General features: G+C 35.4%; 17 protein-coding genes. 11 read left to right on the top strand and 6 right to left on the bottom strand.

The features are described 5' to 3' along the window. Positions 1 to 30: 30 nt before the first annotated feature. Positions 31 to 717, bottom strand: coding sequence for a type 1 glutamine amidotransferase domain-containing protein (locus tag MKX53_RS14890; protein WP_340912229.1), 687 nt, complete (start codon positions 715 to 717; stop codon positions 31 to 33). A 74-nt stretch (positions 718 to 791) separates the two neighbouring features. Here MKX53_RS14890 and MKX53_RS14885 point away from each other — a divergent pair, with 74 nt between their 5' ends. Continuing rightward, positions 792 to 1,127 (top strand): MerR family transcriptional regulator, encoded by a 336-nt coding sequence (locus MKX53_RS14885; RefSeq protein ID WP_340912228.1) that lies wholly within the window; start codon positions 792 to 794, stop codon positions 1,125 to 1,127. 608 nt (positions 1,128 to 1,735) lie between these two features. Here the strand turns inward: MKX53_RS14885 and MKX53_RS14880 are convergent. The 4 genes from MKX53_RS14880 to MKX53_RS14865 form a co-directional block, all read right to left on the bottom strand. Continuing rightward, the gene (locus tag MKX53_RS14880) at positions 1,736 to 3,433 is read right to left on the bottom strand and encodes a M3 family oligoendopeptidase (RefSeq protein ID WP_340912226.1); all 1,698 of its coding nucleotides are present in this window, start codon (positions 3,431 to 3,433) and stop codon (positions 1,736 to 1,738) included. Positions 3,434 to 3,775: 342 nt separating this feature from the next. After that, entirely contained in the window at positions 3,776 to 4,204 is a 429-nt protein-coding gene (locus MKX53_RS14875) for a MarR family winged helix-turn-helix transcriptional regulator (protein WP_093538070.1), read from the bottom strand. 228 nt (positions 4,205 to 4,432) lie between these two features. Beyond that, the gene (locus MKX53_RS14870; RefSeq protein ID WP_340763470.1) at positions 4,433 to 5,062 is read right to left on the bottom strand and encodes a nitroreductase family protein; all 630 of its coding nucleotides are present in this window, start codon (positions 5,060 to 5,062) and stop codon (positions 4,433 to 4,435) included. 835 nt (positions 5,063 to 5,897) lie between these two features. Continuing rightward, on the bottom strand, positions 5,898 to 6,149 hold the full coding sequence (locus MKX53_RS14865; RefSeq protein WP_093538072.1) for a hypothetical protein: 252 nt from the start codon (positions 6,147 to 6,149) through the stop codon (positions 5,898 to 5,900). 351 nt (positions 6,150 to 6,500) lie between these two features. On the opposite strand from MKX53_RS14865, the gene MKX53_RS14860 reads away from it, so the two are divergent. The 4 genes from MKX53_RS14860 (at position 6,501) to MKX53_RS14845 (ending at position 10,725) form a co-directional block, all read left to right on the top strand. Continuing rightward, positions 6,501 to 7,337, top strand: coding sequence for a hypothetical protein (locus tag MKX53_RS14860; RefSeq protein ID WP_340912224.1), 837 nt, complete (start codon positions 6,501 to 6,503; stop codon positions 7,335 to 7,337). 670 nt (positions 7,338 to 8,007) lie between these two features. Further along, the gene (locus MKX53_RS14855; protein ID WP_340912221.1) at positions 8,008 to 8,859 is read left to right on the top strand and encodes a DegV family protein; all 852 of its coding nucleotides are present in this window, start codon (positions 8,008 to 8,010) and stop codon (positions 8,857 to 8,859) included. Between the two features lie 178 nt (positions 8,860 to 9,037). Then, positions 9,038 to 9,547 (top strand): YfiT family bacillithiol transferase, encoded by a 510-nt coding sequence (locus MKX53_RS14850; RefSeq protein WP_340912219.1) that lies wholly within the window; start codon positions 9,038 to 9,040, stop codon positions 9,545 to 9,547. A 191-nt stretch (positions 9,548 to 9,738) separates the two neighbouring features. After that, positions 9,739 to 10,725 (top strand): tRNA dihydrouridine synthase, encoded by a 987-nt coding sequence (locus MKX53_RS14845; RefSeq protein ID WP_340912217.1) that lies wholly within the window; start codon positions 9,739 to 9,741, stop codon positions 10,723 to 10,725. 52 nt (positions 10,726 to 10,777) lie between these two features. On the opposite strand, the gene MKX53_RS14840 is transcribed toward MKX53_RS14845, so the two are convergent. After that, on the bottom strand, positions 10,778 to 11,218 hold the full coding sequence (locus MKX53_RS14840; RefSeq protein ID WP_093538078.1) for a YtoQ family protein: 441 nt from the start codon (positions 11,216 to 11,218) through the stop codon (positions 10,778 to 10,780). Between the two features lie 186 nt (positions 11,219 to 11,404). Between MKX53_RS14840 and MKX53_RS14835 the strand changes: the two genes are divergently transcribed. The 6 genes from MKX53_RS14835 (at position 11,405) to MKX53_RS14810 (ending at position 15,442) form a co-directional block, all read left to right on the top strand. Further along, positions 11,405 to 11,971 carry a DUF4256 domain-containing protein gene (locus tag MKX53_RS14835; protein ID WP_340912216.1) on the top strand — a complete coding sequence of 189 codons (567 nt, stop codon included), beginning with the start codon at positions 11,405 to 11,407 and terminating at the stop codon, positions 11,969 to 11,971. Positions 11,972 to 12,089: 118 nt separating this feature from the next. Next, the gene (locus MKX53_RS14830; protein WP_093538194.1) at positions 12,090 to 12,743 is read left to right on the top strand and encodes a M48 family metallopeptidase; all 654 of its coding nucleotides are present in this window, start codon (positions 12,090 to 12,092) and stop codon (positions 12,741 to 12,743) included. Positions 12,744 to 12,991: 248 nt separating this feature from the next. Continuing rightward, on the top strand, positions 12,992 to 13,174 hold the full coding sequence (locus MKX53_RS14825; protein WP_217646104.1) for a hypothetical protein: 183 nt from the start codon (positions 12,992 to 12,994) through the stop codon (positions 13,172 to 13,174). 281 nt (positions 13,175 to 13,455) lie between these two features. After that, positions 13,456 to 13,884, top strand: coding sequence for a GNAT family N-acetyltransferase (locus MKX53_RS14820; protein WP_340912214.1), 429 nt, complete (start codon positions 13,456 to 13,458; stop codon positions 13,882 to 13,884). 188 nt (positions 13,885 to 14,072) lie between these two features. Further along, positions 14,073 to 14,495, top strand: coding sequence for an SRPBCC family protein (locus MKX53_RS14815; protein ID WP_340912212.1), 423 nt, complete (start codon positions 14,073 to 14,075; stop codon positions 14,493 to 14,495). Between the two features lie 71 nt (positions 14,496 to 14,566). Continuing rightward, the gene (locus tag MKX53_RS14810; protein ID WP_340912209.1) at positions 14,567 to 15,442 is read left to right on the top strand and encodes an aminoglycoside 6-adenylyltransferase; all 876 of its coding nucleotides are present in this window, start codon (positions 14,567 to 14,569) and stop codon (positions 15,440 to 15,442) included. Positions 15,443 to 15,596 lie beyond the last annotated feature (154 nt).

The following is a 15,596-nucleotide window of genomic DNA, read 5'->3' as shown; positions in this document are numbered from 1 at the left end:
GTTATCAACCTAACCTTACATTGGAAAGCTTTACATAGATTTTAATAATTGAATTACCTCTTTGGCCACTGCACCACCTGATGCAGGATTTTGTCCAGTAACGATACGATTATCAGCTACAGCAAACACTGCCCAGTCTTCGCCTTTTACGTAATTTGCCCCTTTACGAACAAGTTCATCTTCAGTTAAAAATGGCACGACTTTATCTAGTCCAACAGCAATTTCTTCTGTGTTAGTAAAACCAGTCACTTTAGTATTTTTAATTAAATATTCACCGTCACCATTTTTAATATTTAATAATCCAACAACTCCGTGACAAACAGCAGAAACAACGCCACCGTTATCGTAAATGGTACTGGCAATGTTTTGTAGGTTTTCATCTTCTGGGAAATCCCACATAACTCCATGACCACCTGCATAATAGATAGCATCATAATCATTTGGATTAATAGCGTCAGCCGATAAAGTAGTACTTAGCTTGTTTAAGAAATCATCATTTGAATAATATTGCCAATCCAATTCCGTCATTTGATCAGCTTGTAGGCTGTGTGGGTCAAGTGGCGTGTGACCACCTTTAGGGCTTACAAAATCAATTTGGTAGCCTTCCTTTTCCATTTCAGCTGTAAAGTGAACAGCTTCCCCTAACCATAATCCTGTTGCGCGTTCTAAATTTGGATATTTAGAAATATTTGTTACTACTACTAAAATCTTTTTCATTATACATTCTCCTTTTGATTTGATACTATCAACCTTAAAGGTTAAACCATACTTTAAGTCAAGGAGGATGCCTCGTGTATACAATTCAACAAGCTAGTCTCTTAGTTGAAATTCCATCAAGCTCAATTCGATACTATGAAAAAATAGATTTAATTGCATCAATAAAAAGAAATACACAAAATCATCGAATATTTGATGATCAAGATATTGAACTCCTAAAATTAATCAAATGTTTTCGAAATCTGGGCATGTCGATTGAGGATATACGAGAAAATATTTCAACTCTGAATTTAGAACAGGAAGAGATTAATACGCAAGCTATATTAGTTCAGCACAAGGAAAAATTAGAAGAGCAAATTGGGGTTTTAAACTCTTATATTCATGAAATCGATGGGAAAATAGTTACTTAAATAGCGGATTACCTGTAGAGCGTGCAAACAGAGAAGAGTTCGCTTAGGAACCGAGCCTAGTTCTAAAACCTTTTAATATTAAAAGGTTTTAGATGCTACATAATCAATACACCGCTCCACAAACTCCAGTTAGCTCTTTTTCAAAAGTAAAATAAAATTTACGATGGAAGCGCTAAAAATAGCTCCTTTTTAGTGAATGAAAATACGGAAATACGAAATATCTATTTTTGTTGTACAAGTAATTATTAGATGTGTCATGCTGGATCCGACGACCAAAGAAAAAAGGTTGTTGAAAATAAATTAATAAAAATTGACTCGACTTTATTAAACTGGGAACTAGCCAAAATAATTAAACCCACCAGCACTCCAAACATTGTGAAGCAGTCACTTGGTTGGAGTTAGTATAATGAAAGAAGAACGAATTTCCGTTGTATGGAATTCGTTCTTTTCTCTTGTTGTTTTAAAAAAGATAAAATAATTTTTAGAAGGTAAGTCCATGAATACAACCTTGACTATTAATCAAAGGGGATAGACATCACTATTTGTAACTTTTGTATGGAAAAATCCCAATTGACCTCTACAATGATCTGTCCCATATTCACACTTTATTAATGAATGTCTTGAACTACTTTTTCTAGGAATTCACCCATTTGTTTAACAACTGGCTCTGAAAAGTCAAAATTTACCCCAGTTTCTTTATAAATAGTTGCGATGGATTGATTGTAGTCTGCACTTGCACCTTTTTTAAAGGATTCAACTGCTTTCTCTGGGTTGTTCTGATAATTCTCCAGTATTTGTAGTGCACCAAGCATCGAGATAGAGTATTCAATAAGATAGAAAGGAACTTGGAAATAATGAAGGGTACCAGCCCAGATCATCCCAATTTCTTCCTCCAGGCCAGAAGTATCAACAGGGTTTAAGCCATAAAGTTTTGAGATTTCAAAGTACTTTTCATCTCGCTCTTTGGAAGTGTGTTTAGGATTTGTATACATCCAATGCAGGAAGAGATCTCCTGCTAATGGTCCGATTAACATCGAAAATGCTCGTCTCAGCTCTTCACGCTGTGCATTCTTAAAATCCTCCTCTTCTGGATAGAAACGGTCAAGCTTATCCAATAAGAGTAATTCCATCCCATGAGAATAAAGCTCAGCAACTTCACTTCGTCCTTTGTAGTCTTCAATGGGGCCGTGTTCGGATAACTGAAAATATCCATTCACTGCATGGCCCATTTCATGAATTAATGCGATAAGAGAGAAAAAGGAAGGACTAAAGTTCGCAAAAACAAAAGTATCCCCTGATATAGGTAAAGAAGTACAGAAACCACCTGGGACTTTACCTTTTCGGTCATCGAGGTCTAGTAACCCATTCGCTCTCATGTAATCGAAACGGTCTGCAAAAAATGGGTCAGTTTTGCCTAACATTTCAGAAACGCCATCCATCAGAGTAGACACCTCAGAGTATGGTGGGTTTTTCATGAATTTAGCCGTGTTATCCCAAGGGCGATACTTATCGACACCAAGCTTTGTTTTAAAAACATTTGAGAGACGATTCCAAGCGGGAATAATATATTTTGCTACATTTTCATGAAAGTCATAACAATCCTGGATGCTATATTCACGATTTTTCTCTATAAACATATAATCACGGTAATTTTCAAATCCTGCATTTAAAGCTATTTGATGGCGCAGTTGAATAAGCTCGTCCATGATGGCATCCATATCGGGCTTAATTTGACGATGGGCTGACATCATTGTGTGATAAGCTTTTTTTCGCACGGCTCTGTCTAGATGATCTAGAAGGGATTCGATAAATGGAAAAGGCTTTTCCTCTCCCTCCCATTCAACTGTTAGGCTACCCATAATTTCATCGTACTTAGTACAAAGCTCTTGTTCCTTTACAAGTAGTGGAATATTCTCTTCTCTGAAAAGTTTAACCTTCGACTCACGAACACGTCGCATCAAGCCGTAACGGTTATCATCTAAATGAGTAAAATAAGTAGAATCACAGCATTTTTCATTTAACTTTGCTACGTATTTCATTAAAAGTGGTTGAATGGCTTGCTGATCGTGAAGATAAGTTGACTTGATGTCCGCATCTTCTGTGTTTCGGTAGAAGTCGACTTGGTGACCTGTCATCGCCTCATCGATTATAAACAGTAAATCCTTTTCGTCTTCTAACCACTTTTCTAAATCAGAAATGGATTCAATCGGAACAGCAAGTAAACTTTTAAACTGAGCTTCCACCCGTTCGACATCTTGTAAATCAATTAATTCTTTATAATAATTAGGACTTGTATTTTGTGACATGAATGACTCTCCTTCTATCATATAATTATTTCAATAATTTTAATTATTAAAACTATTATATTATAGATTGCTAGTTATTAACCCTTTTAGAAAAAATAATTAACAAAAGATGCCTTAAGGGAAGATGAGTTTAGTTGAAGATAAAAAATAAAAATAGGCTCGATTCCCCAAGAATAGGAACCGAACTTATATAATTAATCTCACCAGCACCAACGGACATTGTAAGAAATACGAATGGTATAAAAGATAAAAAAAGCGTAGTAGTAAAGACCATAGCCATGGTTTCTACTACTATGCTTAATTTGTTTTAAAACAATAGATTTTCGCATTAATGAGCAAAACTTAAAGCTTCTCTACATTGTGATTTAAGCGCGTGAGAAATTGCTTGAGTTGCTGTAAATCACTATCAGAAAAATCATCGTAGAGATCATTCATAAATTGATCTTTAAACATTGTACAACCCTCTAATAATTCTCGTCCTTTATCAGAAATCGTTACAAGTACTTCACGATTGTTTTTTTCATTACGTTTGCGTTCGACATATTGCTGTTCTTCAAGCAACTTTAAGTGTCGCGTAATTGCCGATTGATCGATAGCTAGGGATTGTTGTAGTACTTTTTGTGAAACACTACCCTTTTTAATTAGAGAAGCTAAAATTTCATATCTAGTCAAACTAACTTCTGTTCTTTTTTCAAAAACTTGCGTTACGTGCCGGTCTAATCTTTTCAACATCATAATCATTTGTTTTTTATCATCCAAACAAACTTCCATACTATTCCTCCTCACATTGATTGTTTTTCGTTTTGCACGCATTAAAAATTGAGTTCGAATTCGGCATTTATTTTAGAAGATTTTTAGGTGTTTCATAATGTACGCCAGATGCTCTATGTGACATTGAACAGAGGGACGCTATGTCTAAACCTATATAATAGCATTTTCGTTTATTAGAAAGGATAACAAAATCAAATTTAAAATGAATTAAGAGCTGAAATGCCTTATTTAGCTAGAAAAGCGAATAATTTGTTCAAACGGTAAACGTGATGAATTACGTGCTGGCATAGCCGCTTTACCGATAGCGATTAACACCATTGGTATCTCATTTGCAGGTAGCTCGTATTTTTGAGCGAATGCTGCTTTATCGAAGCCACCCATAATTACAGTGTCATAACCCATATCCTTCGATAAAAGTACGATTTGCATAGTAATTAAACCAGCATCTAAATGTGCAATGTTTGTCCGTTGTTCATTCGATAAATCGCTATACGTGGATTCCGAGTTGGCGATCATCATATCAGCAATATCGCGTGGCATATAGCCTAGCTCAACATTTAAATCATTAATTTGTTTAGCGTTTTTATGCATTTCATTATCACCTAATACAGCAATAATCGCTGAAGATGTTTCAATTTGTGCCTGATTAAAACCAGCAATACGTAATTCTTTCTTTTGTTCTTGATCATCAATAACTAGGAAGCGCCAAGGCTGTAAGTTACTTGATGATGGAGCTGATGTAGCTTGCTGTAAAATATGCTCGATTGTTTCGCGAGGAATCGTAACGCCCGACTCATACTTACGCACAGATTTACGCTCCTCCATTAATTGTTCTAAAGCTGTTTTTTGTTGTATCATATTTTCCACCCTTTTTTATTGAAATATAAATCTATGGTTATTATAGTTGATTAATCAATAGTTGACAAGTCATGTGTTTGATTGGAATCTTTAATAGGAGAAGGATTAAAAAATGGTAAGGTGTTTTGATTCGATTGTTTATGTATATGAAAGATAGCTTGAGGAGTAGGGAAACATCTTATCTTTGTTGGAATTGGTTTAATAGTGAAATTAAAAGCAGATGGTATAGAAGTGCTGGTATCGCACATCTAAACCATCTGCTTGTTATTATAGAAGGTAAACTTTTGATTTAATTTAATAATGCTCACACTTGTCTTGAATTACTTTTTCTAGAAATTTACCCATACGTTTAACTGCTGGCTCTGAAAAATCAAAATCCACTCCCGTTTCTTTATAAATAGCGGCAATGGGTTGATTGTAATCCGCACTTGCACCTTTTTTATAAGATGCTCGAGTTAGTTGGACAGTATTATTTATTTATATCCGGGGAGATTAGTAAAAATGAACTTTACCAATACTTGATACTAGGTATATCCCTTTTAATTCTAGTACGATTCATAAACCGATAATCTCTTGATTTAATTTAATAATGACAGGGGGATAAAATCGATTGTTGACTTAAGGACTTTATAAATTTTAGTTAGTATAATCAATAAAAATATCGCTATATCAAAATCCGCGTTTGAATGGGTTTAGACAAAGAGGTTTGTTTGAGGCTTTTGAATTGCAGTTAATTATCTCACCGGGTGCAACGCTGATTTAACACATTAAATTGAGATGTTTTAACGTTTTATATTTTCGTATTTAGTCCGACCTACCTAAAATTAAGACTAATTTATTTTCTCTTATTCTTACCCATTTTCTCGTTTCCACGTTTAAAGTTACCTGTAATTTTCGCTAACAATAATTGTACTTCTAACATATTATTTTCAACTGCTTTAATTCTTGCTATAAGTCGCTCAGCCTCCTTATCCTTTACAACTTTAATCTGTTTACCTTTGTAATTGATTGTTACCGTTCCATTTTTCGTTATTTGATAAGTAAATGGTTCCTCACTTAATCTGTTTCGTTTATCTATTTCGCTCACTATACCAGCTCCCTAATTATTTTGGGTTTCTTATTATATTCAAATAAATAAGCCAACAATCCAATGAAATATAAAAGAGATAGAATCGAAATTTAAAATTTTCCTAACTTATCTATAACTATATATTGCATATAAGCACTAGCAATTGCTAGACTAAAATCGAAAAAGATTGTTGCGTATGCAATAAGATAACCAAGAATTCCCGAAAGAGCTGTGGAATACCACGTTAACGAGTAGTCCTAATGAAAGAAAAAAACTAGACAAATTAGAACTTATCTAGTTAAATAAATCATGGAAAAACACAAGCTTGTTGGGATTACTGTCAAATAAGGTTTTACTTAGAGGAGAAGCATGGAAAAAATTAAAAAATACTTCGGTGAATTTAATATGACCTGGCCAAGAGTTATTCTTTTGGCTATTATTACAGCCGTATATACTGCCCTAATCAATCAGGTGTCTTTTTTGAAAGGTACCTCATTTCAGGACATAGCTATTTATGTTGACTGTTGGTTTCTTTTTGCCATTTTCATTATTGTTAATTGCCAAAAGTGGTGGGAAGCTTCGCTTAAATGTTTCGTGTTCTTCCTTGTCAGCCAGCCTCTTATTTTTTTGATTGAGGTTCCGTTTTACGAATACGGTTGGGAGATATTCCGTTATTATGAATACTGGTTTAAAATCACACTTCTGACCCTGCCTGGTGCTGTGATAGCATTCCAACTCAAAAAGAAAAACTGGCTCAGTGTCCTAGTTCTATCCGTGGCAACAGGTTATCTTTCCGCCGCTAGCGTCCGTTATTTCAGAACTGCAATGGCAAATTTTCCGAATCATTTACTCAGCTCTATTTTCTGCCTTGCTCTGGCCATTTTCTTCGTTTTTATTTTGCTAGATAAGAAAAAGCACCGCGTCGCAGCGCTTACTGTCATAGCTGCAGTTCTTATTACGTTTGTTAGCATCACTGGAGTAGACAAGTCCAAGGATATATTCCTTGACGATGGAAATTGGGCATACTCGATGGAGGATGAGTCTGTTGTCGTTGTCGAGATTAAAGATGGGAACCATGTCGTGCTTACGGCAAAGCATGATGGCAATACGTTCATCCGCTTTGAAAATGCTGACGGTAGTGAGCAAAACTACTATATTACTGTAAGCGGCGGCAACATTTGGATTAACCTGCTTGACGAAAACTGAACTTTTACTCCACGCTCAGCATCATGACAATGTGAAGTCGTCTCGTGGTTGGAGTTAGTATAAAAAGAACAAAGCGGTAAGGGTAATACCTAAAAAGGTAGCATTTAATAATGCAGCTAATTGGCTGGTATGAGTTCGGTTTTTTACCGGCTCATGCTCGCCAATTTTTGTTTAATTCGTTCATTGTTATAAAAAGTCCTGATCTCACTAAATTGGAGCAAGCCTATGAAATGGTTGGAACTGTTGGGCGGATTCTAATAGTAGAGTCCGGTCTTTTTTACGTTGTTCCAATAAGGATTATAGGTGTTTTTGGTTAAAATTTATTGAACGTAAGAGGCAAATTAACATGCAAGTTTCTTTAAATAAGTGGATTGTTTAGAAGGGCAGGAAAGCATTTCAAAACCGTCTGCTTTTTCATTCCACCTATCTTTAATTCGTCATGAATGTTGGTGAGTAAGTATTAGAATTAGTTGGCGGAAGAAATCATAACTTTATATGTCTACCCTCAAGTAAATCAATAAGATTTTTCTCCAAGGTAGTATTGATATTCCACTTCTTATGTGAATTTTCTGATTATTAAACTGATTAATATCCCGGTCTAGTGTATATTAAGGATAAATAAAATAACTAATTACGCAGGAATGGTTGCGTTGGTTGAAAGGAATGTTCAATGAGTAGGATTATTTTTTCGACAGAGAGTGGCGCTGATTTACCGAAAGACCTGGTTGAGAAACATCAAATCCAAGTAGTGCCGATGCATGTCATCATGGATGGGAAGGATTACTTAGATGGTGAGTTACCGGTAGAGGATGTTTTTGATTATCATAGTCGCACGAAAAAAATACCATCTACAACAGCAACGAATATACATGAGTACCATGAATTGTTTACGAAAATTAGAAAATATTTTCCTGATAGCATCATTATTCATATTGGATATACGTCCAAAGCATCTGCTTCCTTTCAAAGTGCATTAATCGCAGCGGAAGATTTTGAAGATCTTTTTCTAATTGATGCGCTAAATGTAACAGGTGGATTAGCTGCAATCGTGATGTATGCTGTAACTTTGCTTGAGGAAGAACCTTCCATTAGCCATGTTCACTTAATGGAAAAAATAGAATCTGTAGTTCCTAAAACAAGACTGGCTTTCCTTCCCGGCAGTTTAGATTTTCTAAGGTCTGGTGGAAGGGTAAGTAACGTTGCTTATATTGGAGGAGTACTATTAAAAATAAAGCCCTGCATCGAATTAGTAGAAGGAAAGCTTGTTTCAACTAGAAAATATCGTGGAAGTATGAGCATAGTTGCGGAAAAGCTCATGCGAGACTACTTAAACCAATACGATATTGATAGAAAGCAGCTGTATTTAATCTACTCTATTGGACTTGATGAGAGTATTAAAAGACGAATGGATGAAATCGCGAAGGAAGCAGGTTTCGAGAAAATCACATGGATGCAAGCAGGTGCAATGATTTCTACCCATGCTGGACCAGGTGGTTTTGGGATTGCAGGAGTGGAATGTTAGAAATTTTAGAGGGATTTAGTATATAAATAAAAGAGAGTAAAATCTAAGCAGGGAGATTCACTCACTTTGGCTGAGATTGTGGATAGTCCTTAGTTAACTAGTCTTTACAACATCTGAGCCGATTGATATATTAAGTGTTAATATCAAAAATAAAGATTAGGGAAAAGGGGTTTGAAAAGTGGATGTTAGATACCCAATTGGAGAATTACAAGTTCCTGAAAAAGTAACATTAGAAAATATTCAAGAATGGTTAAAGGAAATTAGAACGTATACGGTGCGACTTAGAGAAACGGTTGACACATTAAGTGATGAAGAGTTAAACAAAACGTATCGTGAAGGTGTATGGACAGTTCGTCAGCTTGTTCACCACATTGCAGATTCACAGTTGAACATGTACCAACGTTTGAAGCTAGCTTTAACTGATGAGAATCCAGTAGTACCAGGATTTAGTGAGGAGAAGTGGGCAATACAACCAGATACAATACTTCCTGTAGAAAGTTCTATCAAAATGCTAGAAGGTATAAATGAGCGTATTGTTTCTTTAGGGCAGGATTTAACTGAAGACCAATTAAAACGAGTATTTACTCATCAAACAAACGGCGAAATAACAGTGGCGAAAAAAGTTGCAAAACTGGCTTGGCACGAAGAGCATCACTTAGCTCATATAAAGATCGCATTATCCAATTAATATAATAATTAAAATAACAGACGGTTGAGAATTGCGATAATGCACTTCTCAACCGTCTGTTTAGTTTTAGATTTTTTTTTTAGTATCAAACATGGTAGAAGAAAAATTATATAAGCTAGGTTATACTATAATAATGACTTTATTATTTTAACCAACAGATAACACCATAGTGAGAGGATTTGAATTTTAGTATGATAGATAATTTTTGGCGAGATTTACCACGACCATTTTTTGTACTTGCGCCAATGGAAGATGTGACGGATGTTGTTTTTCGTCAAGTTGTAAGTCAAGCTGGTAGACCAGACGTGTTTTTTACGGAGTTTACAAACTCAGATAGCTATTGTCATCCAGAAGGGACGAAAAGTGTCCGTGGTCGCTTAATTTTCACTGAGGATGAACAGCCAATGGTGGCACATATATGGGGAGATAATCCTGAGTATTTTCGTCAAATGAGTATTGGTATGGCAGAGTTAGGATTTAAAGGTATTGATATTAATATGGGATGCCCTGTACCGAATGTGGCTACTAGAGGAAAAGGAAGCGGACTTATCCTTCGTCCAGATGTTGCAGCGGAACTTATACAAGCAGCAAAAGCAGGAGGATTGCCAGTCAGTGTGAAGACAAGACTTGGTTTTACGGAACTAGAGGAGATGCATGACTGGCTAACACATATTTTGAAACAAGACATTGCGAATCTTTCCATTCATCTACGGACAAGGAAGGAAATGAGCCAAGCAGATGCCCATTGGGAGCTCATTCCGGAAATAAAAAAATTACGCGATTCTATAGCACCAAATACGCTACTAACAATTAATGGGGACATTCCTGACCGTAAAAAAGGTTTGGAGCTTGCTGAAAAATACGGTATTGATGGAGTGATGATTGGACGAGGTATTTTTAAAAATCCATTCGCTTTTGAAAAAGAACCAAAGGACCATTCCACTACTGAATACCTGAATCTGCTAAGATTACAACTGGATTTACAAGATCAATATGCAGAAGAATTACCACGATCAATCACAGGACTGCATCGCTTCTTCAAAATATATGTCAAAGGATTCCCTGGAGCTGGGGAGTTAAGAAACCAATTGATGAATACAAAGTCAACGGATGAAGTGCGTGCTTTGCTTGATAAATTCGAGGAACAAAGTGAAGAGACGGAGAAAACAGTAGAATGATTAGAAACAGTGAGTAGAATTTCGTACTCACTGTTTTTTATGTGTATTTATTTCAATCAAAAATATAATGGATGACATCTATCGCTTGATCAACAGTTTCTACGGTTACATTCGCCTTGTTTGAAAGCTCTTTTAGTGGGTGAGTCAATGATTCAGGTCTAATAATAATCGTCGGCTTGTTCATAGCAATAGCCGTGCTAGCATCCATTGCAGTATTCCATTGTTTATATTTCTCCCCGAATAAAGCTATGACGATATCCGCTTTTTGCATTAAGACTTGTGTTCGGAAATTATTAATATCTGATGCAGCATCATCTTTATAAAGGTTAGATGGCTGTTTTCCTTGAATTTCTTCACCGATATTGTCTGAACGATCATGGTTTGTTTGAGGCCCTACAAATTCGAGAGGAAGATTTTTGGCGTTTGCTTTTTGTGCAACTTCTTCTCTCCAATCATCATGAATTTGACCTGCTAAATAAACAATAAGTTTCATGCTAATTCCTCCAATACTATTTGACTCTACTCATATAGTATCGAATTTAATGAAGTTTTCAAAGGGAACACCTAAATCTCCTTGCTTCAAATGAGGTGTCCTTCATTTAGCGTGAGCTTGAAATGAAGTTTAAACTGTGTGAAGATAAATTCAATAAGACTTGAGTTAAATTAGGAGGAGATATATATGACAAAACAAAATAGGCAGTTGTCACACGAGCAACGTGAGGAATTACTCGACATATTGAAGAACCGTTTTGAGAAAAATATGAACCGTCATGACGGGATGGAGTGGAATAGTGTCCAATCAAAGCTAGAAGCGAATGATGATAAACTCTGGACGCTCTATGAAATGGAGAGAACTGAAGGGGAACCTGATGTAGTGGGCTATGATAACGAGAATAACGAATATATTTTCATGGACTGTTCAGCAGAAAGCCCTAAAGGTCGCAGAAGTATTTGTTATGACCGTAAGGCATTGGATTCTAGGAAAAAAAATAAACCAGAGAATTGTGCTTTAGATATGGCAACAGAGATGGGCATTGAACTTTTAACAGAGGAACAGTATCGAGAGTTGCAGAATCTAGGAAACTTCGATTTAAAAACGTCAAGTTGGGTGCAAACACCGGACAATATAAGAAAACTTGGAGGAGCAATCTTTTGTGATAGTCGCTACGATACTGTCTTTACGTACCATAATGGAGCAGATTCCTATTATGCCGCAAGGGGATTCCGAGGCTCTCTAAAGGTTTAGAATTATACTTTGAATTGGAAGACGAAAATAAGTTGCCAAATTCTAATACAAAATTGACAAAAATAAATAATATTATTAAAAAAAGGTTGGAAATTAATGTACAAAGTTAATGGTAGTTATGAAAGTTAAAGTTGAAAATACGATAATTGAATTTAATGTTCAGTATGGAAATGGAAAGAAGCTATCTATTCATATAGATTCATCAGGTTTCATTACTGTTAAAGCTCCAAAAGACACAAGTAAAGAAGTAATTAATGGAGCAATAGAAAGTAAAGGTACATGGATACTAGAGAAACTCGAGGAGATTAGAAAAGCTCGAGAATTACCTCAGGCAAGAGAGTATCATGCTAATGGCAAGTTCTTATACATGGGAGAAGAAAGATTTCTTCATGAATTAATAGATTGTAGTGATTTAAATGAAGAAGTACTTAAAAGAAATCTGAAGAAATTCTATATGACTAGATGCAAGGCTATTACCGAGGAACGTATAAAAATATATCAAAAACAGCTGAAAGTAAAACCTAAAATTATTGAAATTGTAGAATCTAAAGTTAAATGGGGTAGCTGTAGTTCAGGTAAAAAGATTACCTTTAATTTTCGTCTTGCTATGGCTCCCATTGAAGTAATCGATTATGTAATAATTCATGAGTTATGTCATATTACACATATGAATCATGATCGATCATTTTGGCGACGAGTGGGGAGTATTATGCCAGATTATAAAGAGAAGGAAGAATATTTAGCAAGGCACAGTCAGTCAATGTCACTTTAAAAAAAACTACACTGCTCAAAAGTGTAGTTTTTTTTATTAAAAATTTATATTAATAACATTCGTGACAAAGGATACGTTATAAATTTAATCTCGAATTATTAAAACTGTTCGGCTACAAAGAAAATCTAACTAAATTATATTTAACTGTGCTCATAACCTCCGTGTCCCTTAAGTGGTTGCATATTTTATAGAGAGGGGGAAGTTATATATTGTCCTCTTTGATTAATTTATAGGGGGGAGGAATGGACATGTTGTTTTTTGGAAATGAAATACGGAAAGTAAGTAAAAAAATGGGGCCTTCAGCATGGAGTACTATGCGATTACAAGACCCACGCGTAAACGGACAATTGCGGAAGGATCAGATAGCCCGGGAAAAGGAAGCAAATGAAGCAGAGAAACATAGAAATCGTTTATTGAACAGAGATGACTGATTGGGATAAAAGACGTTGCTTCACCCGGAAAGCTGGGGCTACGTCTTTTTTGTTTTAGGATAAGTATATAAAAATCACCGGGAATACTTCCGTTGCAGGTCGACGCTTTCCGCGTGGTAGATCGGTTTTTCTGATGAAGTTGAGTCTATAATATTTGTTTGTGTATATGTATAATTATAACAAATAGTATTACATAGACGGGGAGGTCATATTATTGTTACTCTACTTTTGATAAGTATCATCTATTCTAATATGTTAATAACATTAAGGAGATGATATTTATGAAATACAAAAATACAACCAGTGATATTTCCACCGATATGTTAGAAGGTTTTTTCGTAGATTGGCCAAATCCCCCCAGTCCCAAGACTCACTTAATAATGCTAAATAAAAGCAGTAAAGTAATTGTGGCGATTGATGAAAGTTCTAATCAAGTAGTTGGATTTATTACTGCGATTAGTGATGGCGTTTTATCTGCCTATATTCCATTTCTGGAGGTTTTACCAGAATACAAAAAGAGAGGTATAGGCAAGGAATTAGTAAATCACATGCTAAAAGAACTTAATGACATTTATATGATTGATTTGTGTTGCGACGATGACTTGGTTCCTTATTATGATACGTTTGGAATGACTAAAACAAATGGTATGGTTTTAAGAAACTATAAAATGCAATCTGGCAATATAAAAAATTATGAGCAAAAAATCTAAAAGTGTAGTGTAAACCATTAACACTTAACAATAAAACTTTAAAAAGATGCGAATGGTGTTATATAAGGTAATTCCTCAAATGGTAGTCTAAGTTGTTTTAAACCAATTAAGTTCGGGGAAACTTAGAAGGAATAATGGATAGATTCAGCGAATTTAGAAAGAATGTATTAAAAAAGGGAGCTGGAAGAATGGATACTAATCGCTCATTAATAACAGTAGAAGCAATTATACATGCACCTGTGGAACAAGTATGGGAATATTGGACAGTACCTGCTCATATAACAAATTGGAATAATGCCTCGGAAGAATGGCATACGCCATACGCTGAAAATGATTTAAGAGCTGGGGGCAAATTTGTTTCTAGAATGGAAGCAAAAGATGGAAGCTTTGGCTTTGATTTTGGTGGCCTATATGATGAAGTGCGTTCTTATGAGTTCATCTCCTATACATTAGGGGATGGGAGAAAAGTTGAAATTACATTCATTCCTCACCAAAACGAAACGAAAGTGGTAGAAGTTTTTGAGCCTGAAACAACTAATCCAATTGAAATGCAACAAGAAGGTTGGCAGGCAATTTTAAACAATTTCAAAAAATATGCGGAGCAACAATAAATAAAAAGGTGCCTGTTTCTAATACAATTTTGTATTTGGAAACAGGCACCTTTTACTAAAGGAGAAAAAACATGAGAACTTCAGATGAAATATTTGAATTAGTTTTAGGTTACGCAGCAAATGATGAAAGGATTCGAGCAGTAGGGCTAAATGGTTCAAGGACGAACCCCAATGCTCCAAAAGACTTGTTTCAGGATTTTGATATTGTTTATGTGGTAACTGATGTGAATTCATTCATTGAAGATCCACATTGGATAGAGGTATTCGGTGAACGAATCATTATGCAAACTCCCGAGAATATGTCTATGTTTCCGCCAGGTTTAGGTGGTAGGTTCTCCTACCTAATGTTGTTTACTGATGGAAACCGTATTGATCTTACGCTTGTTTCGAATGATGAAAAAGATACATATTACAAAGAGGATAAGTTAACGGTTATTTTAATGGACAAGGATAACGACCTAGCTGAACTCCTGCCACCAACAGACAAGGATTATTGGGTAAAACGTCCTTCTGCCGAATTCTTCTCCGATTGCTGTAACGAGTTTTGGTGGGTATCTACATATGTGGCGAAGGGCTTGTGGAGAAGTGAAATTCTTTACGCAGCGGAGCATTTAAATAATATTATGAGACCGATGCTGTTAAAGATGCTCGAATGGAAGGTTGGTATTGAACACTCTTACTCCGTCAGTATAGGTAAATTTGGTAAGTACTTGGAGAAGTACCTATCCGAAGAGAATTGGCAAGAACTACTCTCCACTTATGCTGATGGAAGTTATAAAGATATGTGGAGAGCATTATTTGCAATGTTAGTTCTATTTCGTACCACAGCTATATTTGTAGCTGAAGGATTAGGTTATGAATATTCCAGAGAAGAGGATGTCAAAGTTACTGCATACCTAGAGCATATAAGCCATTTATCACCCAACGCAACGAAAATCAATGGATGAAAGTATGAAACATTTGAAAGTGTAATTTCCAATTTTAATGTTGTACTCTATAGAATAACTTTGAAATAAATGGAAAGTAATATAGTACTGATTTAGACTCATCCTAAGTAATTCTAAAGTGAGTTTTATAAATATTTAAAATAGACTGACTTGT

This window comes from Psychrobacillus sp. FSL K6-4615 (genome assembly GCF_038008225.1).
GTDB lineage: Bacteria > Bacillota > Bacilli > Bacillales_A > Planococcaceae > Psychrobacillus > Psychrobacillus psychrotolerans.
This window is presented reverse-complemented; position numbering and strand designations above follow the sequence as displayed.

What these genes read in the sequence shown, in the direction of transcription:
- MKX53_RS14820 (WP_340912214.1), top strand. Translation starts at nt 13,456, where the DNA reads ATGAAATACAAAAATACAACCAGTGATATTTCCACCGATATGTTAGAA.
- MKX53_RS14835 (WP_340912216.1), top strand. Translation starts at nt 11,405, where the DNA reads ATGACAAAACAAAATAGGCAGTTGTCACACGAGCAACGTGAGGAATTA.
- MKX53_RS14825 (WP_217646104.1), top strand. Translation starts at nt 12,992, where the DNA reads ATGTTGTTTTTTGGAAATGAAATACGGAAAGTAAGTAAAAAAATGGGG.
- MKX53_RS14860 (WP_340912224.1), top strand. Translation starts at nt 6,501, where the DNA reads ATGGAAAAAATTAAAAAATACTTCGGTGAATTTAATATGACCTGGCCA.
- MKX53_RS14855 (WP_340912221.1), top strand. Translation starts at nt 8,008, where the DNA reads ATGAGTAGGATTATTTTTTCGACAGAGAGTGGCGCTGATTTACCGAAA.
- MKX53_RS14810 (WP_340912209.1), top strand. Translation starts at nt 14,567, where the DNA reads ATGAGAACTTCAGATGAAATATTTGAATTAGTTTTAGGTTACGCAGCA.
- MKX53_RS14830 (WP_093538194.1), top strand. Translation starts at nt 12,090, where the DNA reads ATGAAAGTTAAAGTTGAAAATACGATAATTGAATTTAATGTTCAGTAT.
- MKX53_RS14815 (WP_340912212.1), top strand. Translation starts at nt 14,073, where the DNA reads ATGGATACTAATCGCTCATTAATAACAGTAGAAGCAATTATACATGCA.
- MKX53_RS14890 (WP_340912229.1), bottom strand. Translation starts at nt 717, where the DNA reads ATGAAAAAGATTTTAGTAGTAGTAACAAATATTTCTAAATATCCAAAT.
- MKX53_RS14880 (WP_340912226.1), bottom strand. Translation starts at nt 3,433, where the DNA reads ATGTCACAAAATACAAGTCCTAATTATTATAAAGAATTAATTGATTTA.
- MKX53_RS14840 (WP_093538078.1), bottom strand. Translation starts at nt 11,218, where the DNA reads ATGAAACTTATTGTTTATTTAGCAGGTCAAATTCATGATGATTGGAGA.
- MKX53_RS14845 (WP_340912217.1), top strand. Translation starts at nt 9,739, where the DNA reads ATGATAGATAATTTTTGGCGAGATTTACCACGACCATTTTTTGTACTT.
- MKX53_RS14875 (WP_093538070.1), bottom strand. Translation starts at nt 4,204, where the DNA reads ATGGAAGTTTGTTTGGATGATAAAAAACAAATGATTATGATGTTGAAA.
- MKX53_RS14870 (WP_340763470.1), bottom strand. Translation starts at nt 5,062, where the DNA reads ATGATACAACAAAAAACAGCTTTAGAACAATTAATGGAGGAGCGTAAA.